The sequence below is a fragment of the Turicimonas muris genome (assembly GCF_002221595.1).
Classification (GTDB): domain Bacteria; phylum Pseudomonadota; class Gammaproteobacteria; order Burkholderiales; family Burkholderiaceae_F; genus Turicimonas; species Turicimonas muris.
Genome location: NZ_NHMP01000002.1, coordinates 295,415 through 319,070 on the forward strand (window position 1 = coordinate 295,415; position 23,656 = coordinate 319,070).

The window sequence follows — 23,656 nt, forward strand, 5'->3', positions numbered from 1 at the left end:
ACCGTAGGGGCTCGTAACTAATCTAGAATATTTCGCTGAACACAGAGAAAGAGAGGATGAGCCTTGAAAGGGAAAAGTTACTTTTGGTATGCATACAGCTTTTCGACGTTAGGGCGTTTTGTCCATGGGATGGCACTGTCATGGGTTGTATGGACGCTTACTCATTCGCCTATATGGCTAAGTGCAATCGCATTGCTTTCTGCTCTGCCGACTCTTCCGCTTGCTCCCTTAGCCGGACAGGTTGCCGACCGTTTTCACCGACATAAAATCCTTTTAGTTACTCAAACTTTGGGTTGCTGTGTGGCGGCAATAACGGCTTTCTTGGCTTATCACAACCATTTGACCCCAACTATCTTGGCCGTATTAGCTTTATGTTTCGGAATAATCAGTTCCGTTGACGGGCCAGCTCTGCACTCAATGTTGGTCGAAAGCGGAGAAACTGTTTCCCAAGCTGTAGCCCGCCAATCGCTGATTATGAACGTAGCTCGTTCCTTTGCACCCTTATTAGCTGTTGCAATTATTGAGTCCGTCGGCAACAGCTGGTGCTTTGCCATGAATGCGATTTGCTTTATCCCGATGATCTACATCATGGCCGTTGTCCGCATTCCGAATGCAACGACACAACAGGAAAGAGAAGAAAGCACAGGGATGACTTCTCGACAACTTTTTGCTAAATACCAGGTGCTTAAAGAAGTTTTGCCTCAGGTCGCTTGTCTTTCTATATTAGTGATGCCGTCAGTTGCGCTTTTACCGGCAATTTCATTGAAGGGTTCTGAGCTGGTAAGTTTCGGTTCTATGTCTTCCGGTTTGGGGTTTGGAGCGGTTGCTGCTGCCGTGCTTATGCAGAAAAACAAGCGAATCATTAATCACGTCACCACTGTCTGGATGGGCGGGTGGATTACGTGTATCGGTTTTGCCGTACTTCCTGCACTGGAGTCCCTAGGTTCCCAATGGATTTGCGCTTTAGTTGCCGGTGCCGCATTAACTTTTTCTTTGGCGGCTGCCAATAATGCGGTTCAGCGTAAAGCTCCCAACATTTATCGAGGACGGTTTTCTGCCATGTACTTAGCCGTGATGCTGGGACTTGTTCCGGTAGGACAATTGATTTTGGGCCTCTCGGCAAAGTTCTTCGGGGCAGAGCTCGCTGTTCGCGGTTGTTCAATTATTGCAATGGTATTAATGGTCCTGTTCGCTTATTTGTCCTCTGAAAGCAGTGGAGGCGGAGACGAGGACTCTCAAAAAAGAACACCAAATAAAGGCTGATATGGAATGGAGATTGCTTCTGCCAGAAGAATTTTTGACAAAGCTATAACGTTTTTAACTTGTTAACTGGGATTTTGCTTACTTGGGCAATATAGAGAAGTAACCGAGTTCGATAAAATGTAAATATATTTAACAATCTTAAGAACCCAAAATGTCCAATTTTTTTTTCTTAAGAGTTTGGATTGAACCACTAAAGTCAAAGGTTGAAGGAAAAATTTCAAGAAAAAACATCCCCAATTTAGGTGTCACATTTAATTGCATCTGCCTACACAATTTCACTTAATCATTGCTTCTCTTTGGTTTTCAAGAGAAAAACCCTATGAGATAATTTTTAAATGATTGATAAAAATACACTATCCGAAGGAGCCGGTGTTGTGACAGCTGGTCGCCGTTGGTCAAAAACAATGAGCGCAGCCGTCAAGTTTCGCAAGTTTTTTCTCGTAGCAGCTGGTTTTTGTCTTCTTACCTACTACATAAACTCGCTTTGTGTGGAGGCACCTGCTACTGAAACTAACTCAGAGGCGGCTAGTCAAAAGGTCCTTTCTTATTTGAATTTGGATCTGGAACCGTTTGTTGCTCAAGAAAACGAAGAAGACAGATTATCTGTCATTCAAGAGCGTGCTGTATCTTTCATATCAAAATACTTTACTAAAGCAAAGGAACAAGATATTAAAGAAGCGGTAGCTCAGGCTTTCATTACCGGAAAGAAATACGACATTGACCCTTTGTTGATTCTGTCAATTATTGCTATTGAATCTTCTTTTAATCCGAATGCTAAAAGCGCTGCAGGAGCGAAAGGTTTGATGCAGGTTCATGTACGTGTGCATACTTCGAAATACAAACGGTTTGGAGGTCTTAAAGCAGCCAACAATATTGAGGCTGGAATCGAAGTCGGTACTGAGATTTTACGAGAGTACATCAACAAAACAGGTTCATTGGCTAAAGGACTGAAATTCTACGTTGGCGCAGCAAATCATAGAACTGATAAGGGCTACGGGAATAAGGTATTGGTGATGAGAGACAATCTTCGTTATGCGATTTCCGGAGATGTTTCGACAGCGTTAAAAATGGCGAGGAGCGGGAAGAAGGTTCTTCCGGCTAAAGAAACTAAGCACTTGGCTTCATATTCCACTCACATCAATCCTGATGGTAGTGTGAGTGCTACAAATTAATTTATCTAACCACATTTTTCAAGAGCTTTTCTTCCGCGAAGAAAAGCTCTTATAGCATGTGTCCATCAAAAGGATCTTAATTCCAGTCCCATAATGTGTGGGCATAAGAGGCAGCCACAATTCCGGCGGTTTCAGTTCTGAAAACGAATTGGCCTAGCTGTTTCGGCTCAAATCCTTTCTCCATCAGAAGCTGGATCTCTCGTTGGGAAAGACCGCCTTCAGGTCCGATTGCAAAAGAAACTGACTCTATTTTTTCCTCAGCTTTCTCTGAAAGAGTGGCTTGAGGTATCATAATAAAATTTTTCTGGATTCCTTCAGGATTGAAATCTTGGAGGGAGGGAAGCCAGGAAACTTTAAGCAAAGCACTTCTTTTGCATTGTTTGCACGCTGAGACGACTATTTTGTTCCAGCGTTCTATTCTTTTAAGAAGTTTGTCTCCTATTAACTTTACTTCAGAACGATCGGCTGGAAAGACGATAAGTTCCGTTACTCCGAGCTCGCAGGCTTTTTCAACAATCCAGTCCATTTTTTCATTAGAGACTAAGGACTGAAGAAGGACGATTTTTAGAGAGTTTTCTTGGGTGAATGCAGTTTCTAAAATCTTTACGGACGCGAAGTCTTTGGCAAAGTGGATCGTGCCTTTTGCTGACTTTCCGTTGCCGTCAAAAAGTTCGGCCTCATCATCTTCGCGCATGCGCAAAACTCTCATTGCATGGTGTATGGCCTCCGGAGGCAAAACAACTTCTTCGCCGACTTTATAAGCGATGTCGGGAACATAAAATCTCGGCATAAATTTACGAACTTCTCTTGTGGAATTAGGTAAGAATAATACTGTTTGTAGTCTTTTTTCCCGAAGAGCTCTACTTTGAAATATTTTGAACTAAGTTCAGTATGTTATATGCGTACTCATCTTGGTAAAATGGCAGAGTCTTGAACTTCCTGCCCCACGGCAGGTTTTTAAATATATTTATCTTTCTATCATGACATCATCAGTCTCCGCTAAGACTATGGCTAGTGCTTTACGTGCATTAGCCATGGACGCAGTACAGAAGGCAAAGTCTGGCCACCCGGGAATGCCGATGGGAATGGCAGATATCGCAGTTGCCCTCTGGAAAAATCATCTTCGTCACAACCCAAATAATCCGAAATGGATCGGCCGAGATCGTTTCTTATTAAGCAACGGTCACGGTTCCATGCTTCAGTACGGCCTTCTTCATCTTTCAGGCTACGATTTGAGCCTTGATGACCTCAAGAATTTCCGTCAGCTGCACAGCAAAACACCGGGACATCCGGAAGTTGGTGTAACTCCAGGTGTGGAGACTTCCACAGGCCCATTGGGACAGGGAATTGCAAACGCTGTCGGTTTTGCTTTAGCAGAAAAAATGCTGGCGGCCGAATTTAATCGTCCTGGCTTTGACGTCATCGACAACTACACTTACGCATTCCTCGGAGACGGATGCCTGATGGAAGGAATTTCCCATGAAGTATGCTCTTTGGCCGGCGTTTGGAAGCTCAATAAACTTATCGCTCTTTATGACGACAACGGTATTTCTATCGACGGAAAGGTTGAATACTGGTTCGCTGATGATACCCGCAAACGTTTTGAATCCTATGGCTGGAATGTAATCGGTCCTATCGACGGTCATGACGCCGAAGCGGTTTCCGAAGCAATTGCTCAGGCTAAGAAGTCCGACAAACCGACTTTGATTGACTGCAGAACCATCATCGGCTTCGGCTCTCCCAATAGACAAGGCACCAGCAAAGCCCACGGAGAAGCACTCGGCGATGAAGAGATTGCCGTAACCAGAAAAGCCATCGGCTGGGAATACGGTCCTTTTGAAATTCCTGCAGAAGTCTATGAAGCTTGGGATTCCAGAGCTAAAGGCGACATGGAAGAAGCTGCATGGAATAATCTTTATGCCAAATACAAGGAAGCTTATCCGGAACTTGCCGCTGGGTTAGAACGCAGAATGGACGGCGAACTTCCTGCTGATTGGGATGATGTTGCTTTTAATGCCATCTTGAAGGCTGTTGAAGAAGAAAAAACGGTCGCCAGCAGAAAAGCCAGCCAGATGGCTTTGAATGAATTGGCACCGCATTTGCCTGAATTAGTCGGCGGTTCTGCTGACCTTACCGGTTCCAATTTAACCAACTGGAACGGTGTACAGGCTTTAAGAGCCGACAACATGCTTGGCCGTCACATCAACTACGGCGTACGTGAATTTGGTATGGGCGCCATCATGAATGGTATTGCTCTCTACGGCGGATTCATTCCATACGGCGCAACTTTCTTGACATTCTCCGACTATGAGAAGAATGCCATGAGAATGGCAGCTTTGATGAAGCTCAGAACAATTTTCGTCTATACCCACGACTCTATCGGTTTAGGAGAAGACGGCCCGACTCATCAGCCGATTGAACACTTGGCCAGCTTGAGACTGATTCCGAACATGGATGTTTGGAGACCAGCCGATACCGTTGAAACCGTTATTGCTTGGGAGAGCGCTATCGAAAGAAAGGACGGCCCGACATCTTTGATTTTCTCTCGCCAGAACCTTCCTTTCATGGTTAGAGAAGAAACTAACGCAGATGACATCGCAAAGGGCGCCTACATTTTGGAAGAAGCTTCTGCAGGCAAAGAACAAACCGAAGTTGTTCTTTTGGCTACAGGCAGCGAAGTAGCACTTGCTGCCGAAGTCAGAAAGATTTTGACCGCTGAAAATGTTCAGGCTCGTTTGGTTTCCATGCCTTCCACAACCGTATTTGACCGCCAAGATGAAGCCTATAAGACTGACGTTTTGGGCGACGGCTTGCCAATCGTGGCTATCGAAGCTGCTTCCACAGGACTTTGGTGGAAATACGTCAAAGGCAACGGTACTGTAATCGGACTCGATCAATTCGGAGAGTCAGCACCTGCCAAGGATCTGTTTAAACTTTATGGATTCACTGTTGAAAATATCGTGAATACTGTCAAAACCACACTTAACAAGGGGAAATAATAGATGACTATCAGAGTAGCAATTACCGGCTATGGCCGTATCGGCCGTATGGTTCTTCGTGCTTTCTATGAAGAAAAGAAATGGCCTGATATGAAGATTGTCGCTATCAACGATACAGCCAAACCTGAAGCCACAGTCCATCTTACTAAGTTCGACACAGCTCATGGTAGATTCAACGGCGATGTAGCTTGGGACGACGGTTACCTTGTTGTTAACGGCGACCGCATCAAAATGGTTTCCGAACGTGATCCGCGCAAGCTTCCTTGGAAAGATTTGGATATTGATATCGTTTTAGAGTGCACGGGCGCTTTCCGCGATAAAGAAAGCTGCATGGCCCACATCGAAGCCGGAGCCGAGAAAGTATTGATCGCATGCCCGGGTAAAAATGTTGATGCCACTATCGTTTACGGTGTTAACCAAGACGTATTGAAGGCCACCGACGTCGTTGTTTCCAATGCTTCCTGCACAACAAACTGCTTGGCTCCGTTTGTTAAGCCTTTGATGGAAAAAATCGGTATTGAAGACGGCATGATGACAACCGTTCATGCCTTCACAAACGACCAGGTTTTAACAGACGTTAAACACAAAGACTTGAGAAGAGCCAGAGCTGCCGGCCACAACATCATCCCGACTAAGACAGGCGCTGCTAAGGCAGTCGGTGAAGTTATTCCCGAAATGAAAGGCAAGCTTGACGGTTACGCAATGCGCGTTCCGACAATCAACGTCTCCGTCTGCGATTTAACTTTCAACGCAACTCGTCCGACAACTGTAGAAGAAGTTAACAAGATTCTTAAAGAAGCTTCTGAATCTAAAGAACTCAAAGGAATTTTGGGCTACAACGAAATGCCTCTAGTTTCTTCTGATTTCAACCATTCTCCGTATTCTTCTATTTTCGATGCAACCTTGACTAAGGTTATCGACGGAACTCTCGTGAAAGCCGTTGCTTGGTATGACAACGAATGGGGTTTCTCCAACCGCATGCTCGACACAGCAACCGCAATGTATAACGCCAAGTAATTAGTTCGATTTGGAGCCCGAAGAAATCTTCGGGTTTCCTTTTTACAGGATTAGAAATGAAAGTTAAGACATTAGAGTCATTAGCCAAAGACGGCGAACTTAAAGGTAAGCGAGTTTTCATCCGTGCTGACTTAAACGTGCCTCGCGGACCGACAGGCAGAATTTCTGACGACCACCGCATTCGTGAGTCTCTTCCAGCTATCAAAATGGCTTTGGAGGGTGGGGCTGCAGTAATGGTCTGTTCTCACCTCGGCCGTCCTAAAGAAGGCGAACTCACTGAGAACGACAGCCTAAAGGGCGTAGCTGATTACCTCGGCAAGCTTCTCGGTAAAGAAGTTAAGTTTGCTACAAACTGGGTTGACGGTGTTGATGTTGAACCCGGTGAAGTCGTTGTTCTTGAAAACTGCCGGGGAAACGTCGGTGAAAAGAAAAATGATGAAGAGCTGTCTAAGAAAATGGCTGCTCTCTGCGACATTTACGTCAATGACGCCTTCGGTACTTCCCATCGTGCTCAAGCCACTACAGAAGGTATGGCTAAGTACGCCAAAGTTGCCTGCGCAGGTCCTCTTCTGGCTAAAGAAATTGATGCTTTGACTGCAGCTGTCGGAGGCGCCGAACATCCGCTTGTTGCTGTTGTCGGTGGATCTAAAGTCTCTACTAAACTTACCATCTTGATTCACTTAGCTCCGTTGGTTGACACCTTAATTGTCGGCGGCGGGATCGCTAACACATTCTTGCTTGCTCAAGGCAAGAAGATTGGTAAGTCTTTGGCTGAACCGGAACTTGTTGATGAATGCAAGAAGGTTATGGAAGTGATGAAAACTAAGGAAGGAAAGCTTCCGTTTCCGCTTCCTGTTGACGTTGTTGTTGCTCGCCATATCGGTTACGACGCCGGTTTCAGAATCTGTGACGTTGACGATATTCAAGATGATGAAATGATTCTTGACGTTGGTCCTAAGACAAGCATGATGCTTCGCGGCGTGATGGATGGCGCAAAGACTATCATTTGGAACGGTCCTCTCGGAGTATTCGAAATGGATAACTTCAAGGAAGGAACACATGATTTAGCCCGTACAATTGCTAAAGCGACTAAGGCCGGTGCATTCAGTATCGTCGGCGGCGGCGATACCATTGCTGCTGCAAAGGCCTTCGACGTAGCAGATAAAGTATCCTACATTTCTACAGGCGGAGGCGCTTTCTTGGAATTCTTGGAAGGCAAGACACTTCCTGCCGTTGCAGCTCTCGAAGCAAGATTTGAAAAATAATTTTTGCTGAAACCTCATGATGAACAAAAAGCCGGTAAAAACCCGGCTTTTTGCAAAAAGTATTTTGAAAAAGAAAAAAACGCGATTTTTTTAATAAACTAATCTTCGTTGAAACGAAATTAAGTTCAAAAAAATGTCTTATATCAATAACACAGCCGGCTATGAAGCGTTTACCAACGCCGCTGCTGCTATTGATTTTTCTCCGCGAATGTGCCGAATGTGCTAACCCAATTCCCTTAAAGGATTGGGCATCTTTATATTTTTCTATCGAAAATTCTATAAAGAATAAATATATTTTTAAATATATTTAATTAGCAAAAGATCATGAATTCGGCAATTACAGACATAAAAGTATCTACAACTCACACAAACTTTCTCTGTACCTCCGCAGAGTTCGAGAAGTTATTGTTGAAATTAGTTTCCCATCAAATTCGCGTGTCCGCCGAGTTTTACGACACGCTAGGCATCTCCATTTCTAATTTCTTATTACTTTCAAAGGAATCATCATGTTAAAAAGACAAACCTTAAAGCTGCTTTCCTCTCTCGTCATTGTTTCCGCCTTAGCTTTGACAGGCTGCCAGGATAAGAAACCTTCCGAGCTGAAGGTAGGAGCAACTGCCGGTCCGCACGCTGCTAATGTTCAAAAAGCTGCTGAAGTTGCAAAGAAAGACGGCCTAAACGTGAAGGTAGTTGAGTTCACCGATTACATCACGCCGAATAAGAGCTTGGCTGAAGGAGCTCTGGACGTGGTTGTCTATCAGCATGAACCTTTCTTGAATAACTTTAACAAACAGCAAGGTAGCGACCTTAAGAATATTGGCAAAGCAGTGGTACAGCCGATGGGCTTTTACTCTAACAAGATTAAAAGCCTGGAGACAATTCCTGCAGGCGCAACGGTCGCCGTCCCAAATGATCCGACCAATGAGGGCCGAGCTTTGATCCTTCTTGAACAGGCCGGTCTCATTAAGCTGAAAGCCGGTGCCGGCGGTACCGCTACTGTTCATGAGATTATTGAAAATCCGAAGACATTGAAATTTAAAGAACTCGAGGCTGCACAGCTGCCAAGAAGTTTAGAGGATGTTGATTTTGCCTGCATTCCGATGAACTATGCAATCAGCGGATCTTTATCTCCTCAGAAACAAGGTTTTTACTTTGAATCCAAGGATGCTCCGTACGCTTTGATTGTCATCGCTTCTCGTGCTAATAATGCAAACGATGAGCAGGTTAAGAAATTTGTGAAAGCCTTCCAATCTCCGGAAGTGGCTAAGTTTATAAAGGAGGAGTTTAAGGGTGCCGTTGTACCCGCCTGGGAATAAGAGAAGAAATTTTTTGAGTTAAAAGAGCTAATCAACAAGAGGCTGAGTTTGATGAGCTCAAAAGAAAAGCTGTCTTCCGGGAGCGGAAGACAGCTGAAGGCAATTCTGAGGCCGATTAATTAACTTGTTTTGGGACCGAAATATTTTTTCCACAATTGGATGCACATGGCAATCGTGAATGGTCCGAGTGCAGCCAAGATACCGACAATTAAAATCAGAGAAAGATTGTTTTTGATAAACGGGATATTGCCGAAAAGATATCCTGCTCCAACGATAGAGCCTACCCAGAAGAGGGCCCCGAAACCGCTGTAAAGTTCAAATTTAACGGTGTTCATTTGAGCGGCCCCCGCAACTAACGGAGCGAAGGAACGAACAATCGGAACGAAACGGGCAAGAACAATAGTCTTACCGCCGTGTTTTTCATAGAAAGAATGTGTCTTTTGAAGAGCAGATTGATCAATCCATCCAATCGAGCCGTCGTAGATTTTTTTACCCAACCACGATCCGATGTAAAAGTTGGTTGTGTTTCCGACAATGGCACCGGCTGTAATAATCAGAATGAGAGCGATCGGGTTCATGACTCCGGTTGCTGCGGCTGCCCCCGAAATAAAAAGGAGAGAATCACCGGGCAAAAAAGCGCAAATGACAATGCCGGTTTCTGCAAAGAAGATAAGGAAGAGAACTATGTAAATCCAGATCCCATAGGCCTCGGCAATATGAAGAATAAATTGATCGGCGTTTCTAAAAAGCTCAATCGCTAGGTTAAGGAATTCCATTAAAAACTTTCTCAGTGAGTCACATGACCACGTAATTCTAGACGAAAAAGAATTTTTTCACTAAGCAGGATAAGTACCAGAGCAGGTTCAAAAGAAATAGACTTGAAGCCGAAAAATTCTCTCTGTTTTCAAGAAGATGGCAAAACAGAAAAAACTTTCGGATATACAATACCGGAATGATCGAAACTGAAAAAAGAAGAGCTTTTCGGGAGATTCGTGAGCTTCCTGACCAGCTTATTAGTCAAATAGCAGCCGGAGAGGTCATTGAAAGACCTGCCTCCGTAGTGAAAGAACTTTTGGAAAACGCCATTGACGCGGGTTCTACTCATGTCGAAATTAGATTGGACGGCGGCGGCATCAAACGAATATTGATCCAGGATAACGGCTGCGGGATTCCGAAAGAGTCGCTTTCGCTTGCTTTAAAGCGTCACGCTACCAGTAAGGTTAGAAATTTAGATGAGCTTGAATCTATTTCGAGTTTGGGATTTCGAGGCGAGGCCTTAGCATCCATTGCCAGCGTAGCCGATCTTCATCTCTCATCTAAAGTTGAAGGGTCGGACGGCTTCTCTATTTTTAAAGAAGAAATTACACCTGCGGCTTTGAAGAAGGGAACACGTATCGAGGTCACGGATCTTTTCTATAAAACACCGGCCCGCAGAAAATTCTTAAAAGGAGAACCAACTGAGCAGGCACATTGCCTGACTTGTATCAAACGCATCGCCTTGGCTAACCCGGAGATAGATTTTTCAGTTTTTGCAAATGGCAAAGGCGTGTTGTCTCTCCCTCCTTCAACTTTAGAGGCCAGGTTAGAGCGCATGATGCCAAAAGAATTTTTAGAAGCTCATCGCACTGTCAGTGCCGAAACTCCCTCAGTCAAATTGTACGGTTGGGTTTGTTTGCCGACAGCCGCTAAAACCCGTACGGACTGCCAGTACTTCTATGTTAACGGACGCTTTGTTAAGGACAAGGTGCTTACTCATGCTCTCCGACAAGCCTATGCAGATGTTTTGCACGGTTCTTCTCAGCCCCTGTACTGCCTGTTTTTAGAGATTGACCCGCTGAAGGTAGACGTTAATGTTCATCCAACAAAAAATGAGGTCAGATTCCGAGACTCATCTGCTATTCACCAGTTCGTATTTCATGCAGTGGAAAACGCAATATCTCAGTCGGTTCTTGCGGATCCATTGACAGGCGAACTCACGGAAAAGGAATGTTTTACGGGACTTCAGGAGGACGAGCCAAAACGGACTGCCTACGGGAGCGTGGGAGAAAATAGTTTTTCGCCGAGAAAAGAATACACATTGCGCGGAGATGACGGCTACCAGCATTACTTAGATTTTTACGGAAAGAATGAGCGTTCTGCTGTTTCTGCTCAGTCAAGCTTTCCTAAGACTATTTACTCTATGGAGGCAGACGAGGAAGCAGGAGATCTCTGCGCCGGTACATCATCTCGCGTCGCTGAAGAAGTAAAGGCAGAAAATGAGGTCTACCAGCCTTTGGGAAGGGCGGTAGGACAGATAGCCGGTACTTTCATCATTGCGGAAAATGATAAAGGCATGGTCATTGTCGACATGCACGCCGCTCATGAAAGAATCGTATATGAGCGCCTGAAGAAAAGTTTCGACAGACGAGAGGTTGTAACTCAACAATTCCTAATTCCCTATGTTTTCAGCGTCACCGAAGAGCAGATGGCAGTATTTGAAGAGTGTAGGGACCAAATCGCCGAGTTGGGTCTGGATTTATCAGCCGTTGGTCCGACACAGCTTAGCTTACGAGGAGCCCCTGTCATGCTCGACTCCAAAATCGGCAAAGAGGGCGAAGATTTGGTTCGTGATGTTCTCGAAGACATGCGAAAGTACGGAAAGTCATCTGTTCTTGCAGAAAAACGAAATGAAGTATTAGCAACGATTGCGTGTCACTCTGCAATTCGCGTAAATCGGCTCTTGACCCTCTCTGAAATGGATGCCGTTTTAAGAGACATGGAAAAAACTGATCGTGCAGACGAATGCAATCATGGGCGTCCAACCTGGGTTCAGATTTCTCATCGAGAACTCGACGGCTTCTTTATGCGGGGAAAATAATTGACGACTCAAAAACTGGAAGATGCTGATGCGGTGATGCTTCTCGGACCGACAGCCAGCGGAAAGACCGCACTTGCGTTAAAAGCTGCCAAGATGGTGCCTTGCGAAGTTATTTCCATTGACTCGGCACTGGTCTATAAAAAGATGAATATTGGAACCGCAAAGCCCACAAAAGAAGAGCTGGAACAAGTTCCTCATCACCTTATCGATATTATTGAGCCGACGGAGGCATACTCGACCGCAAGTTTTGTTTCCGACTGCGAAAGACTGGTAAAAGAAATAAGAGCCAGAGGACGTCTTCCCATTATAGTGGGCGGGACGATGCTCTACGCCAAAGCACTGAGGGAAGGTTTGTCAGAATTGCCGACTAGCACACCGGAAGTAAGGGATAAGATTGGAAATCTGCTTAAAGAAAAAGGCCTTTCTTTCCTATATGAAGCGCTTAAAAAAGTCGATCCGGACTCAGCCCGGCGCTTATCTCCAAACGATACACAAAGAATTTCGAGGGCCCTGGAGGTCTATGACTTATCAGGGCGCCCGCTGACTTCTTTTTTTGGAGAAGCAAAAGGAACGGAGTTAAATATTCCGACCTTTGCTCTCTTTCCCGAAGACAGGAAAGAACTTCACCGAAGAATTGCCCTTCGCTTTGAACAGATGTTGGGAAACGGGTTCCTTGATGAGGTCAGAAGCTTGAAAGAAATACCGGGCCTAACAAAAGATCATTCCAGCATACGCTGCGTCGGCTACCGTCAAGCGTGGGATTATCTTGACGGACTTACAAGCTTTGATGAATTTAAAGAAGCTGGGATCGCGGCTACCCGTCAGTTAGCTAAACGTCAAATCACCTGGCTGAGGTCGATGAAAGACGTTACTTTATTAAATGGCACTTCACAGGAAAACGAAAATACTTTCTTAGAAGCGTGCCGTCTTGCGGCTACTTAATGGCTTTTCGATTGCAGAGAATTAACCAAGCTGCGTAGGGAAGGAGAATAAGGCCGGAAGCGGCAATAACGAAAGCGTAACCGCAGACTCCGGCAGCCCAAGCTGCAATAAGCGGACCAAGTGCCATTCCAACGTGTCCGGTCAGGAAATTGAATCCGTAAATCTGTCCTTTTTCTTCCGGAGGACAGACTTGAGACAGAATGGCATTAACGGTCGGAATTAAGCCTGCAACTGCAAAACCGCCTAAGAATCTCCAGAAGGTCAGACCTTCCACGCTGTCCGGAACCACCTGGAGAGCGATGACTGCAGCGGAAAGCACAAGACAGATCAGGAGGACTTTCATAAAACCGAACTTCTGACCGGCGGCTCCTAATAAAGGAGAAGCAATCATGACGGAGATTCCGCTGATCGAAAAAACGGTTCCCGCCACGAGGGTAATGTTATCCATGCTTCCTTGAAGTTCAGCAATATAGAGCGGGAAAATCGGCTGAAGAGAAAACAAAGCCGCATAAATGACAGCCGAGCCTATCAGCATCTGCATGATGGCAGGAGACTTAAGAACGGAAAAATCAAAAAATGGCTTTTTCTCTTTAATGGGTTCGTGTTTTCCTTCTTTACAGTAAAAGAAAATTAAAACGGTAATAATGGCTAATGCCACTCCGGCAATATAGAAAGAATTCCGCATGCCGAATTGAGTGGAAAGTACGCCTCCGATGAAAGGACCTCCGATTCCTCCGATTGTCATCCCTCCCTGAAGTAAACCCATGCTTAATCCGATTTTATTGTTCGGCATTGTGGTGGCCACAAGAGCGAGAAGGGCAGGATAAAGACCTGCGGAAAGGCCCTGGAAAACTCTTGCAGCAAACAGCCCTTCGACGGTACTGACGAGGCCGCAAAGCGTATAACTTATAGCCAAACAAACTGATGCCCGCAAAGCCATTAATTTACGGCTTTTTCTGTCTGCAATAACTCCCCAAACAGGACCTAATAGTCCGCTGATAAAGAAGGTGACGGAAAAGACTGCCCCGGACCAAAGATTGACATCATCCGGAGCAACCTTAAGGTCTTGAACAAGATAGAGAGGCAAAAACGGTGTGACCATCGTAAAAGATAGTTCCATCAAGAAACCCGATGCCGTTAAGACAATAAGCGGGATTATCCAGCCGTTTTTGTTCATACAGATTGCTTAGAGAAGAGGTGTTCGTTGTTCTTATCGGAGAAAAGGACTAAGGCAGGTGCCTCAGCCCTTTTTAGCTTTAGTACATGAATTGATAGTTAACCATCAAGTCTTGTTTGAAGCTGCCGTGCGGGGCTGCACCTGCACCGTAGGTCAACCCGAATGCATGCTGACCTTTAGTAGTTTCAATTCCGAATTTGCCTCGGAAAGAGATGGAGTCTGCAAATCTTGTGCTGTAGAAATCATCTTCTGTACTGACATTTACTTTTCTCTTACCGGCAGTAGGAATGACAGCCAAATCCAACATGGTTCTTGTTCTCCAGCCGCCACCGCAGGTAAATTCATAGCCTGCATTCACGCCGACCGGGAATTGCCAAATGTTTTGATCTCCGAGGTGGATAGTATCTCCCTCAATGTCTGTGTAGTTGTCGTTTTTGAGATGAGTAAAGCGGACACTGTAATAAGGAACCCAGCTAATACCTCCGGCAACGAAGCTAGTTTCAAAGCGGATGCCGGCGTTGATGGAGGATCCTTTGACATGGCTGAAATCAGGTTTATCTTTGCTATAGAGATAACCGAGGTTTGCAATGACGTTAACTCTTTGTCCTTTCCAAGTGGAGTAAAGGTTGGCGCCGCCCCAATGAGAATCTAATTTTTCCTCATCCTCTCCGGTACGTTTTAGCTTGCCGGCTCCTCCATTAATTGAAAGACCGAGACGGAAGCTGTCAGCAATGACGTGGTCGTAACCGAGAATTAGCCCGGCACCTTTATTTCTCATGTCTTCGTGGCTGATTCGATGGGTGTAACCAAAGCCTTCTAACCAAGGATCCCCTTGCTTGTATTGAACATTCCAGCCGTTGAACAGAGGGCCGGACATGGATAAACGAGATTCAATGATATCTTGGTTGATGTTGCTTACGTCATACCGGTTAGCGGTTGTCACCAAAGCCATGGACGGTGCAGAAACAGCTAATAAGAGTAAAGCGGAAAGTTGTGAAAGTTTCATGATTCTTTAATTAAGTTGTAGTCATTCTCTGCCTAACTACTGGCAGATGGGACGTTGGTTATGGCTAATAAGACTAAGTATACAAGCAAGGTCAAAGCCAAACAAACGTCAAATCTTTGATTGGACGGCCATCGAAAAGAAAACGACCGCTTATGCGGCCGCTTTCTGTGTGCTCGGCATGAGTGCAATCTAAAGGGTGAAAGTCCCGAGCTCGCCCGCTAGTGGGAAGAGCTAGCGAATCTGCAAGGTGTGTGCAGTGATGTACAGGCTGAAAGAAGCAGATAGCAAAACCTTGAACTGACGAACAGAAATCGTCTATAGGCAGGCGCAGAGGATGAGAATGCAAAATAATTCGAAGTCCGAAAACTAGCCGGAATCTGCGAATGTAAAGACGGCAGTTACATGAGGTGAAAGAGTGCACTCTTACCCGAGGAGGTCTTGTCAGCTCCGACAGGGGTAGTAACAACGAATGGCAAGAAGTCAGCAGAGGTCATAGTACCCAAGAGTAAGGGGGAAGGACCGAACTAGTAAACCGTGAAAGGAGGAACGCTGCAAGGCAAGAATGGAAAAAAAGGAAGTACACCTAGGCTCTGAAGGATAGTGCGGAACACGAAAGTTAAGAGCAAAGGAGTTCGATGACACCAAGCAGACGGAACTTATGAGTAGCGAAACATTTGGAGAAATCACGCTCGAAAGGATACTCGCCAGAGGGAACCTAATGCAGGCTCTGAAGAAGGTGGAAGCAAATAAAGGTTCATGCGGTGTTGACGGCATGGAAACAAGTGAGCTGAGAGCCTACTTCAAATCAAACCCTGGGAAACTTACAGAGCAAATTCTTCAAGGTACTTTTAAGCCCTCGCCTATAAGGAGGGTTTACATCCCAAAAGACAACGGGGAGCAACGTCCCTTGGGGATACCCACGGTAATCGACCGCTTTGTGCAACAGGCAATAGCCTTAGTACTGAGCGAGGAATACGAAAAGATTTTTGTGGATCACAGCTATGGGTTCAGACCCAACAGGGACTGCCGGCAAGCCGTAAGGCGAGCTATGGAGCATATTCGAGAGGGATACGAATGGGTAATCGATATCGACCTACGTAAGTTCTTTGATACGGTTAACCATGATTTCCTAGTTCAACTCCTATCCAGAAGGATAAGGGACGGACGTGTAATCTCTCTAATCCATAAATTCCTTCGAGCGCCGATTAGCGAGGAAGGGAAAGTTGGGAAAGCGAATCGACTCGGCTGTCCACAAGGGGGTGTTATATCTCCCGTGTGTGCGAACGTAGTTCTTCATGAACTGGATATAAAACTCCGTGAGAAGAACATGAGAGCATGCAGATACGCCGACGACGCCGTCATCTTCTGCAAAAGCAGGAAAGCCGCGGAGAGAGCACTTAAGTGGATTAAGAAATTCATCGAGAGCAAGCTTCACCTCAGAGTCAACGAGGACAAGACAAAAATTCTAAAAGTAGGAAGCCCCGATGTTCAATTCCTAGGTTTTAGCTTCACGACTAAAGTCTCAAAGGCTAAAAAGATGAAATTCCCGCAATACCGATACTTCCCTACTGTGCACGTAAAGAAACGCAAGAAGCTCAAGGAATCCCTGAGAATATTGCTAGACAGACGTGCCCGAGGAGGGATAGACAGGATAAAGAGGAAATTGAGGCTGAAACTCAGAGGGTGGGCCAACTACTTTAAAAAGGCAGTTCCTATAAGCTGGGTTCAGGACCTAGACTCATGGATTAGGCGAAGGGTTCGGCAACTTCTGTGGAAACAGTGGAAGAAGCCGGCAAATCGATACCGTGAGCTGAAGCTAAGGTGGAACAAAGCTCCAAACGTAGAAAAATTTGCTTATTCCAGTAATCGATACTGGCACATCGTCACTTGCAGACCCCTACAAACCGGTCTAAGCAACAATGTGCTGGAATCAGAGGGATGGTACAGTTTAGAAAAGGCCCTGCGAACCGCATCTGGAACGTAGGGATGTTTACTGGAACCGCCTTGGTGCCGAACGGCATGCCAGGTGGTGTGAGAGGGACGGGTAATAACCGGCCCTACTCGATTTCATATCTGAGCGTTTTCCATATTTGATTCTTGCTCCAAGCAGCAATACAATCTTGCCATTATCCGATCGGAGGATTAGGCTCTGTTGAGACCGGCCGATCGTCTTATTTAGACTCTCTAAATGACCTACCAAAATTCAGTTTCCTTCAGACGTGATCTTCACGAATTAGCTGAACTATCCAATCAAGAAAAGAAAACATCAGAATATATTGCCGGGAAGCTCCGTGAAATGGGCTTCAACGTTAAAGACCATGTCGGCGGCTACGGCGTAACTGTTGATATTGATTCAGGACTTCCCGGTCCTACGACAATGATTCGCGCGGATATGGATGCTTTGCCGTATCCGGATGAAAACGATCCGGAAAAAACGGTCGCTATCCATGCCTGCGGGCATGATGCTCATTGCGGAGTTCTTCTCGGAGCCGCTCAGGAACTCAGAAATACTTTGAAGAAAGGTAAGCTTCGCTTGGCATTTCAACCGGGGGAGGAAAGCCTGACAGGCGCTCAGAACATGATCAAAGACCATGTTCTTGACGGTGTTGATATTGTTGTCGGCTCTCATATTCGGCCGGTTCAAGACATTCCGTTCAACACTTTCTGCGCCTCTGTTAATCATGTTGCTTGCGCGACTGCAGAAATTACGATTAACGGTAAAATGGCTCATGCTGCACGTCCTCATCTTGGCATTAATCCGATCGAAGCAGCCAGCCAGTTAATAACGGCAATCGGACTCATTAAGGTAGATCCGAATAAATCTTGGTCCATTAAACCGACTCAGATTCATTCGGAAAAAGGGGCAACTAATTCCATCCCGAGCTATGTGAAGGTTATTTTTGACATCCGTGCTCAAGATAATGAAGCTCTTCAGCAAATTCTTGACAAAATGAAGGGATCATGCCGTGCTCTTAAAGAAATTTTCGGTGCGGAGGCTTCCAGCGAAATCATTGACTATTGTCCGGATCCCGAATACGATCCTGAACTGGTTGACCTGATGAAGAAAACCATCGTTGAACAGTTTGGAGAAAAAGCATTAGCCAATGACTGCGGAGGAGGCGGCGAAGACTTCCACTTCTACAAAATTGCAAATCCTGAAGTCAGAACCATCTATTTTGGAGTAGGAAGTGGCGCAACTCCGGGACTTCACGCAAGAGATATGCATTTCGACGACTCTGTTTTGCCGTTAGCTTCACAACTCTTGGTGGAATTCATCCGTAAGATTAACGGATAATCTTAAAAACTAACAAAGGATGGTGCTTCAAAATTGGGCATCATCCTTCTCTTTTTCTATTCTTCTTTAGCCTGTTGCTGCAGCTTGTAGAGCTTTTCCCATGCCTGCTTAGGCGAGAGTTCGTCCAAATCAAGGGCAAGCAAAGAATTCCTTAATTCATCGCCGATTTCTTTTTCTGGGAGAGGCTCTGCTTTTTCCTCTGTGTTTCCTCCGCGGCCCGAGTCAAAGAATAAATCGAGCTGAGGTTCGTCGGTTTGAGCAGCTTTTTCTTCCAGCATTCTTTGAAGCTTCTGCGCAGTCCTAATCACGGATTTTGGTATTCCTGCAAGCTTGGCCACAGCAATGCCGTAGCTTTTACTTGCTGGTCCTTCAAGAATCTCATGAAGGAAAACTAATCTAGAAGACGAGTCAGCAGCTGATACGTGGACATTAACGACACCAGGAATATTCTTTTCCAACTGAGTTAGTTCGAAGTAATGCGTGGCAAAAAGCGTCATGCTTTGACGGGTAATGACCAAATCTTCGGCAATAGCGCCAGCTAAAGAAAGTCCGTCAAAAGTCGAGGTGCCTCTTCCAACTTCATCCATTAGAACTAGACTTTCTGAAGTCGCTTGACGAAGAATAGCTGCTGCTTCCGTCATTTCTACCATAAAAGTTGACAAGCCTTTGGCCAAGTCATCGGAAGCACCGATTCTGGTCAGAATTTTGTCTATAGGACCGAGTACGGCTTCTTCGGCAGGGACGTAGCTGCCACAATAGGCCAGCAACGCAATTAATGCCACGGAACGCATATATGTGGATTTACCGCCCATGTTCGGACCGGTAATTATCATTAGCTTGCGTTGAGGATTCATAAAGCAGTCGTTCGGCACATAATTGTCGATAGTGTTCTCAACAACCGGGTGACGGCCGCCTTTTATGCTCAGTTCCGGATATTTTGTAAAGGACGGTTTGACCCAACGGCATAAATCGGCATGAAGGGCCAAAGACAGTAGAACATCAAAAATACTGACGGCTTGCGCCGATAGAAGCAAAGACTGGGTAAATTGCTTGATGGATTCAACCAGCTCGGTATAAAGAGACTGTTGGAGAGATTTGCTTTTCTCGTCGGCAACAATATGCTTTTCCTGATATTCTCTCAATTCCTGGGTGGTGAAACGTTCGGTTCCTTTTAGTGTCTGTACCCGCAGATAATCTTCAGGAACTTTAGAAAGCTGAGCTTTGGTTACTTCGATAAAGTAGCCGAGCTTGCCGTTATATTCAATTCTTAAATTCGGGATATCCGTCCGGACTTTTTCTGCCGCTTCGTATTCCATGATGTAGCTGCCGCTGTTGTCTCTTAAGGCGCGGTATTCATCCAATTCAGCATTAAAACCGTGGGCAATGACATCTCCGTCCCTTAAGAAGGTCGGAGGATATTCCACAATAGCTTTTTGAAGCAGAGCATGTAGTTCGGAATTTAGCGGCATGTCTGCTCCAAGGGTACGAGATAAAGCCGTATCGATTCCCTTCGCGATATCAGAAAGTTTTTCTAAGGAGGGAAGGGCATCTCTTAGAGAAGCCAGGTCTTTCGGCCGAACGGTTCCTAAAGCTATCCGAGTGGCAATTCTTTCAAAGTCCGGAATAATTTTTAAGACATTTTGGTAGTCGTCAAAAAGATAAGTCTTTTCTAAAAGAGCTTCGATAGTGTCAGCCCTCTCCTGAGCGGCTTTTTGATCTCTTAACGGAGAGTTAAGCCATGAAGAAAGTCTTCGGCTCCCCATCGGTGTCTTACAATGATCTAGTACGCCGAACAAAGTATTTTTGGAATCTCCTCGAAGAGATTGAGAGATTTCCAAGTTCTTTCTGGAGGCCGCGTCAATGCCGACGGTTTCTTCTTTTTTTTCGATTACGATGTGATTAATATGACTTAACTCAGTGCCTTGTGTTTGTACTGCGTACTCGAGGATTGTCCCGGCAGCAGTAATCTGAAGGTCTTGACCTTCAAGTCCGAAAGGAAGAAGCGTGGAAGTTTTAAACTGATTTAAAAGCGTTTTTTCGGCACGAATTTTGTCAAAGTTCCAATCCGGCAGAAAATTAACACTGCCGCTGGCAATTATCCGGTTTGTCTCTTCTCTAAATCTTTCCGGCACTAACAGTTCGGACGGACCGATTCTCGCTATTTCATTTATTAGCTCATTGCCGTTAACTTCCATCACTTTGAAAACACCCGAGGAAAGGATAAGCCAAGACAAGGCTACACGATCGCCTTTTTTTGATGGATTCAAAGCCATCAAAATGCTTTCGTTTCTTTCTTTCAGGAGGTTTTCATCGGTCAGCGTTCCCGGCGTAATGATACGAGTTAATTTTCTATTAAGAGGTCCTTTTTTGGGATCCCCGATTTGCTCGCAAATGCCCACGCTGACGCCTTGGTTGACAAGTCTGACTAGGTACTGGTCAAGAGTGACAAAGGGTACCCCGGCCATCGGAATGCGTTCTCCGGATGGAGAGTTGGAACGGGAAGTAAGTGTAAGACCCAAAAGACGATGGATTCGTTCTGCATCATCGTAAAAAGTTTCATAAAAGTCACCGATTCTGTAAAGAATCAGAAGGTGAGGATTATCTCTTTTGATAAGGAGGAACTGACGCATCGTAGGCGTGGTTTTTGCATTGAAAGCAGGATCGTTCTCATCAAAATTTAAATAATCACTGGTCATTTATGAATACCGGATAAACAAGGATAGAAACAATGTTAACGGAAAAAAGAAAGGCCGATCCGAAGACCGGCTTTTGCACTAGAAGCAAAACAAAATTACTTCTTCAAATTTCTTTCAACGACGTTGAGAAGGGCCGGGAAGATTCCCGGAGCAGCTGCAACGATTTCATTTTTATCGAGATAATCGCTTTCTCCTGAGAAGTCAGTTACCAAAGCTCCTGCTTCTTTGGCGATCAAAGCACCGGCTGCGATATCCCAAGGTTTGATGCCTTTTTCAAAGAATCCGTCATAACGGCCACATGCAACAAAGCACAAATCTAAGGCTGCAGAACCAGGTCTTCTCAGGCCGCATGTGGATTCCATCATGTCTTTGAGAATATTCATGTAGGATTCATAGTCATCACCTTCTCTGAAGGGAAAACCGGTACCAATCAAGGAGTTTCTCAGGATTGTGGCAGCAGAGGCACGGATTCTGGCGCCGTCAAGGAAAGCTCCTTTGCCTTTAGTTGCTGTAAATAACTGATTTCTGCATGGATCGTAGACCACGGCATGTAGCAAATGTTTACCTTTTTTGCAAGCAATAGACACAGCAAATTGATCAATACCGTGAATGAAGTTCGTGGTCCCGTCCAACGGATCAATAATCCATTCGTATTCACTTTCTTTGTTGCCTTGAGTGCCGTTTTCTTCACCCAGAAAACGATGATTCGGATAGGCCTTAGAAAGAGTTTCGATGATGACCTGTTCACAGGCTTGGTCCACTTCTGTTACAAAGTCGCCGGATGATTTGGCGGAAATAGAAAGATTCTTGCGGTTGCCAAAAGCTCTCGCCTGAATCTTTCCTGCTTCGATTGCGGCTCTAACGGCTACATTGAGCATACCGTCATTAAAACTATGGGAGACAGTAGAGGGTCTCGGCGTTTTATTTTTTTTCGGGGCCGGTTCCGCAGAGCTTTTCTTGGAAGTTCTTTTTGGAGCAGTTGTTTTTTTGCTCTGTTCAGGAGACTTAGTTGCCATGTTTGAATAAACCTTTGAATATCTTCCGAGCTCCGCAAAAGAGCTCTAAATAAATTAATATTGTCAGATTCTAAACTATTGGAGGTTGCATATGGCTTTTGTGCCTCAAGGAGGGCGGGTTAGGTTTGTGTTGGTTGAGCCTAGTCACGCAGGCAATATCGGCTCAGCGGCTAGAGCTATCAATACCATGGGATTCACGGAATTGTATGTGGTTAATCCCAGAGACCGGGACTACAAACGAAATCCAGAGGCCTTGTCATTTTGTACCCGTTCAGCTGACGTGCTTTTTTCGTCGATATGCGTACCGGATTTACAGAGCGCTTTACAGGATATTCAACTTGCCTATGCTCTTTCGGGCTATGACAGAGAATTCGGGCCTCCCTTTGTCTCTCTGACGGAGGCTTGCCTAGAGGCCAAGGAGGCTTTAGGGGATTCCAATATCCGAATCGCGTTTGTCTTTGGAACCGAGAGAAGCGGACTGACCAATGAACAAGTAAATCAGTGTCAAAGATGTGTGGGAATTCCTGCTAATCCGCAGTGTGACTCTTTGAACCTTGCTCAAGCCGTCCAAGTTACTGCTTATCAACTTCAAACCGATCTGCGCGGACCGTTATTGAGCAAAGAAAGCCGTCGCTTCAGCTATGGTGAACTTGCGTCCGTTGACTCTACCGAGAAAATGTTCGGACATTTGCAGCAGGCAATGGTGGCATGCGGGGCTTTAGATCCTCAAAAGCCTAAATTCATGATGGAACGGTTCAGACATTTATTTTCCCGGGCAGGATTGACCCAGACGGAAGTGGATTTGCTTCGCGGAGTCTACTCCTCCATCATTCGTTCAAAAGATGAACGAAAAGGCAGTAAAAAACTGTAAATGTGAAGTTAGAATCAAGGAGGTTTTAACGGGAAGATCTTCATGATTAAGAGTATTAAAGAAGACATCAACAGTATCTACGAAAGAGATCCTGCAGCTCGATCTCGTTGGGAGGTTCTCCTATGCTATTCCGGTCTGCACGCCGTTATCATTCATCGCTTGGCAAATAAACTTTGGAAAGCTGATTGGAAGGTCACGGCCAGATGGCTTTCTCAGGTAGGCAGATTTTTAACCGGAATTGAAATTCATCCGGCCGCTGAGATTGGAAAACGTGTTTTGATAGACCACGGTATGGGCGTGGTTATTGGAGAAACCGCAGAAGTCGGTGATGACTGTACGATTTATCACGGCGTTACTCTTGGAGGAACCTCCCTTTCCGAAGGAACAAAAAGACATCCGACCATCGGCAGAAACTGCATTATCGGAGCCGGCGCTAAAGTATTGGGAGCTTTTACCGTGGGTGACAATTGCCGAATCGGCAGTAATGCTGTCGTCATTAAGCCGCTTCCCCCTGATTCGACTGCCGTTGGTAATCCGGCACGAATCGTCAAAAGGAAAGATAAGAAAGTGGATGCGGAAGAGCAAAGACAAGAAAAAGCTATTCAAGATCCTAAACTCCACGTTCGCATGGCTGCTTACGGTTTTGTGGCAAACGAAGAAGACCCTTACGCAGAAAAACTTAAAGCGATGGAGCAAAGATTAGAGAATCAAGAAAAATTGATTGAAGAATTAAAAGAAAAAGTTAAAAATTAATATTAATCTTG

18 protein-coding genes are annotated in these 23,656 nt (G+C 45.3%); 12 read left to right on the forward strand and 6 right to left on the reverse strand.

Annotated elements, in window-relative coordinates; genetic code table 11:
- The first annotated feature begins 63 nt into the window (after nt 1-63).
- Both ADH67_RS04690 and ADH67_RS04695 read left to right on the forward strand, forming a co-directional pair.
- Entirely contained in the window at nt 64-1,263 is a 1,200-nt protein-coding gene (locus ADH67_RS04690) for an MFS transporter (protein ID WP_066593748.1), read from the forward strand.
- A gap of 335 nt (nt 1,264-1,598) precedes the next feature.
- A complete protein-coding gene (locus ADH67_RS04695) occupies nt 1,599-2,435 on the forward strand; it encodes a transglycosylase SLT domain-containing protein (RefSeq protein WP_066593746.1) in 837 nt (278 codons plus the stop codon).
- Between the two features lie 76 nt (nt 2,436-2,511).
- Here ADH67_RS04695 and ADH67_RS04700 read toward each other — a convergent pair whose 3' ends face one another.
- On the reverse strand, nt 2,512-3,225 hold the full coding sequence (locus ADH67_RS04700; protein ID WP_066593744.1) for a 16S rRNA (uracil(1498)-N(3))-methyltransferase: 714 nt from the start codon (nt 3,223-3,225) through the stop codon (nt 2,512-2,514).
- 217 nt (nt 3,226-3,442) lie between these two features.
- Here ADH67_RS04700 and tkt point away from each other — a divergent pair, with 217 nt between their 5' ends.
- From tkt to ADH67_RS04720, 4 genes are all read left to right on the forward strand, one after another.
- Nucleotides 3,443-5,434, forward strand: a complete 1,992-nt coding sequence (tkt, locus tag ADH67_RS04705) for a transketolase (RefSeq protein ID WP_066593742.1) — start codon at nt 3,443-3,445, stop codon at nt 5,432-5,434.
- A 3-nt stretch (nt 5,435-5,437) separates the two neighbouring features.
- Complete coding sequence (gap, locus tag ADH67_RS04710; RefSeq protein ID WP_066593740.1) at nt 5,438-6,451, forward strand: type I glyceraldehyde-3-phosphate dehydrogenase; 1,014 nt, start codon at nt 5,438-5,440, stop codon at nt 6,449-6,451.
- Between the two features lie 56 nt (nt 6,452-6,507).
- Nucleotides 6,508-7,716 (forward strand): phosphoglycerate kinase, encoded by a 1,209-nt coding sequence (locus tag ADH67_RS04715; RefSeq protein ID WP_066593738.1) that lies wholly within the window; start codon nt 6,508-6,510, stop codon nt 7,714-7,716.
- A gap of 506 nt (nt 7,717-8,222) precedes the next feature.
- On the forward strand, nt 8,223-9,032 hold the full coding sequence (locus tag ADH67_RS04720; RefSeq protein ID WP_066593737.1) for a MetQ/NlpA family ABC transporter substrate-binding protein: 810 nt from the start codon (nt 8,223-8,225) through the stop codon (nt 9,030-9,032).
- 119 nt (nt 9,033-9,151) lie between these two features.
- Here the strand turns inward: ADH67_RS04720 and ADH67_RS04725 are convergent, their stop codons facing one another.
- Entirely contained in the window at nt 9,152-9,808 is a 657-nt protein-coding gene (locus tag ADH67_RS04725; protein WP_066593736.1) for a VTT domain-containing protein, read from the reverse strand.
- Between the two features lie 176 nt (nt 9,809-9,984).
- Here ADH67_RS04725 and mutL point away from each other — a divergent pair, with 176 nt between their 5' ends.
- Complete coding sequence (mutL, locus tag ADH67_RS04730) at nt 9,985-11,889, forward strand: DNA mismatch repair endonuclease MutL (protein ID WP_066593733.1); 1,905 nt, start codon at nt 9,985-9,987, stop codon at nt 11,887-11,889.
- Between the two features lie 36 nt (nt 11,890-11,925).
- On the forward strand, nt 11,926-12,831 hold the full coding sequence (gene miaA, locus ADH67_RS04735; RefSeq protein WP_066595833.1) for a tRNA (adenosine(37)-N6)-dimethylallyltransferase MiaA: 906 nt from the start codon (nt 11,926-11,928) through the stop codon (nt 12,829-12,831).
- Here miaA and ADH67_RS04740 read toward each other — a convergent pair.
- Together ADH67_RS04740 and ADH67_RS04745 are read right to left on the reverse strand one after the other, a co-directional pair.
- Nucleotides 12,824-14,008, reverse strand: coding sequence for an MFS transporter (locus tag ADH67_RS04740; protein ID WP_066593731.1), 1,185 nt, complete (start codon nt 14,006-14,008; stop codon nt 12,824-12,826). The two genes, miaA and ADH67_RS04740, sit on opposite strands and share 8 nt — an antisense overlap.
- 79 nt (nt 14,009-14,087) lie before the next feature.
- Nucleotides 14,088-15,014, reverse strand: a complete 927-nt coding sequence (locus ADH67_RS04745; protein WP_066593728.1) for an autotransporter outer membrane beta-barrel domain-containing protein — start codon at nt 15,012-15,014, stop codon at nt 14,088-14,090.
- A gap of 658 nt (nt 15,015-15,672) precedes the next feature.
- Here ADH67_RS04745 and ltrA point away from each other — a divergent pair.
- Nucleotides 15,673-16,998: a group II intron reverse transcriptase/maturase gene (gene ltrA, locus ADH67_RS04750; RefSeq protein WP_066591653.1), complete on the forward strand. Its 1,326-nt coding sequence runs from the start codon at nt 15,673-15,675 to the stop codon at nt 16,996-16,998.
- Between the two features lie 204 nt (nt 16,999-17,202).
- The gene (locus ADH67_RS04755) at nt 17,203-18,309 is read left to right on the forward strand and encodes an amidohydrolase (RefSeq protein ID WP_066591748.1); all 1,107 of its coding nucleotides are present in this window, start codon (nt 17,203-17,205) and stop codon (nt 18,307-18,309) included.
- 56 nt (nt 18,310-18,365) lie between these two features.
- Here ADH67_RS04755 and mutS read toward each other — a convergent pair whose 3' ends face one another.
- The gene (gene mutS / locus ADH67_RS04760) at nt 18,366-21,005 is read right to left on the reverse strand and encodes a DNA mismatch repair protein MutS (RefSeq protein WP_066591749.1); all 2,640 of its coding nucleotides are present in this window, start codon (nt 21,003-21,005) and stop codon (nt 18,366-18,368) included.
- A gap of 95 nt (nt 21,006-21,100) precedes the next feature.
- Nucleotides 21,101-22,021: an inositol monophosphatase family protein gene (locus tag ADH67_RS04765; protein WP_084081443.1), complete on the reverse strand. Its 921-nt coding sequence runs from the start codon at nt 22,019-22,021 to the stop codon at nt 21,101-21,103.
- Nucleotides 22,022-22,112: 91 nt separating this feature from the next.
- Here ADH67_RS04765 and ADH67_RS04770 point away from each other — a divergent pair, with 91 nt between their 5' ends.
- On the forward strand, nt 22,113-22,892 hold the full coding sequence (locus ADH67_RS04770; protein ID WP_066591754.1) for an RNA methyltransferase: 780 nt from the start codon (nt 22,113-22,115) through the stop codon (nt 22,890-22,892).
- 42 nt (nt 22,893-22,934) lie between these two features.
- Nucleotides 22,935-23,645, forward strand: a complete 711-nt coding sequence (gene cysE, locus ADH67_RS04775) for a serine O-acetyltransferase (RefSeq protein ID WP_066591757.1) — start codon at nt 22,935-22,937, stop codon at nt 23,643-23,645.
- Nucleotides 23,646-23,656 lie beyond the last annotated feature (11 nt).

Bases quoted from the DNA above. Each gene is read 5' to 3' on its own strand.
- ADH67_RS04695 (WP_066593746.1), top strand. From the start codon at position 1,599: ATGATTGATAAAAATACACTATCCGAAGGAGCCGGTGTTGTGACAGCT.
- ADH67_RS04700 (WP_066593744.1), bottom strand. From the start codon at position 3,225: ATGCCGAGATTTTATGTTCCCGACATCGCTTATAAAGTCGGCGAAGAA.
- tkt (WP_066593742.1), top strand. From the start codon at position 3,443: ATGGCTAGTGCTTTACGTGCATTAGCCATGGACGCAGTACAGAAGGCA.
- gap (WP_066593740.1), top strand. From the start codon at position 5,438: ATGACTATCAGAGTAGCAATTACCGGCTATGGCCGTATCGGCCGTATG.
- ADH67_RS04715 (WP_066593738.1), top strand. From the start codon at position 6,508: ATGAAAGTTAAGACATTAGAGTCATTAGCCAAAGACGGCGAACTTAAA.
- ADH67_RS04720 (WP_066593737.1), top strand. From the start codon at position 8,223: ATGTTAAAAAGACAAACCTTAAAGCTGCTTTCCTCTCTCGTCATTGTT.
- ADH67_RS04725 (WP_066593736.1), bottom strand. From the start codon at position 9,808: ATGGAATTCCTTAACCTAGCGATTGAGCTTTTTAGAAACGCCGATCAA.
- mutL (WP_066593733.1), top strand. From the start codon at position 9,985: ATGATCGAAACTGAAAAAAGAAGAGCTTTTCGGGAGATTCGTGAGCTT.
- miaA (WP_066595833.1), top strand. From the start codon at position 11,926: ATGCTTCTCGGACCGACAGCCAGCGGAAAGACCGCACTTGCGTTAAAA.
- ADH67_RS04740 (WP_066593731.1), bottom strand. From the start codon at position 14,008: ATGAACAAAAACGGCTGGATAATCCCGCTTATTGTCTTAACGGCATCG.
- ADH67_RS04745 (WP_066593728.1), bottom strand. From the start codon at position 15,014: ATGAAACTTTCACAACTTTCCGCTTTACTCTTATTAGCTGTTTCTGCA.
- ltrA (WP_066591653.1), top strand. From the start codon at position 15,673: ATGAGTAGCGAAACATTTGGAGAAATCACGCTCGAAAGGATACTCGCC.
- ADH67_RS04755 (WP_066591748.1), top strand. From the start codon at position 17,203: ATGACCTACCAAAATTCAGTTTCCTTCAGACGTGATCTTCACGAATTA.
- mutS (WP_066591749.1), bottom strand. From the start codon at position 21,005: ATGACCAGTGATTATTTAAATTTTGATGAGAACGATCCTGCTTTCAAT.
- ADH67_RS04765 (WP_084081443.1), bottom strand. From the start codon at position 22,021: ATGGCAACTAAGTCTCCTGAACAGAGCAAAAAAACAACTGCTCCAAAA.
- ADH67_RS04770 (WP_066591754.1), top strand. From the start codon at position 22,113: ATGGCTTTTGTGCCTCAAGGAGGGCGGGTTAGGTTTGTGTTGGTTGAG.
- cysE (WP_066591757.1), top strand. From the start codon at position 22,935: ATGATTAAGAGTATTAAAGAAGACATCAACAGTATCTACGAAAGAGAT.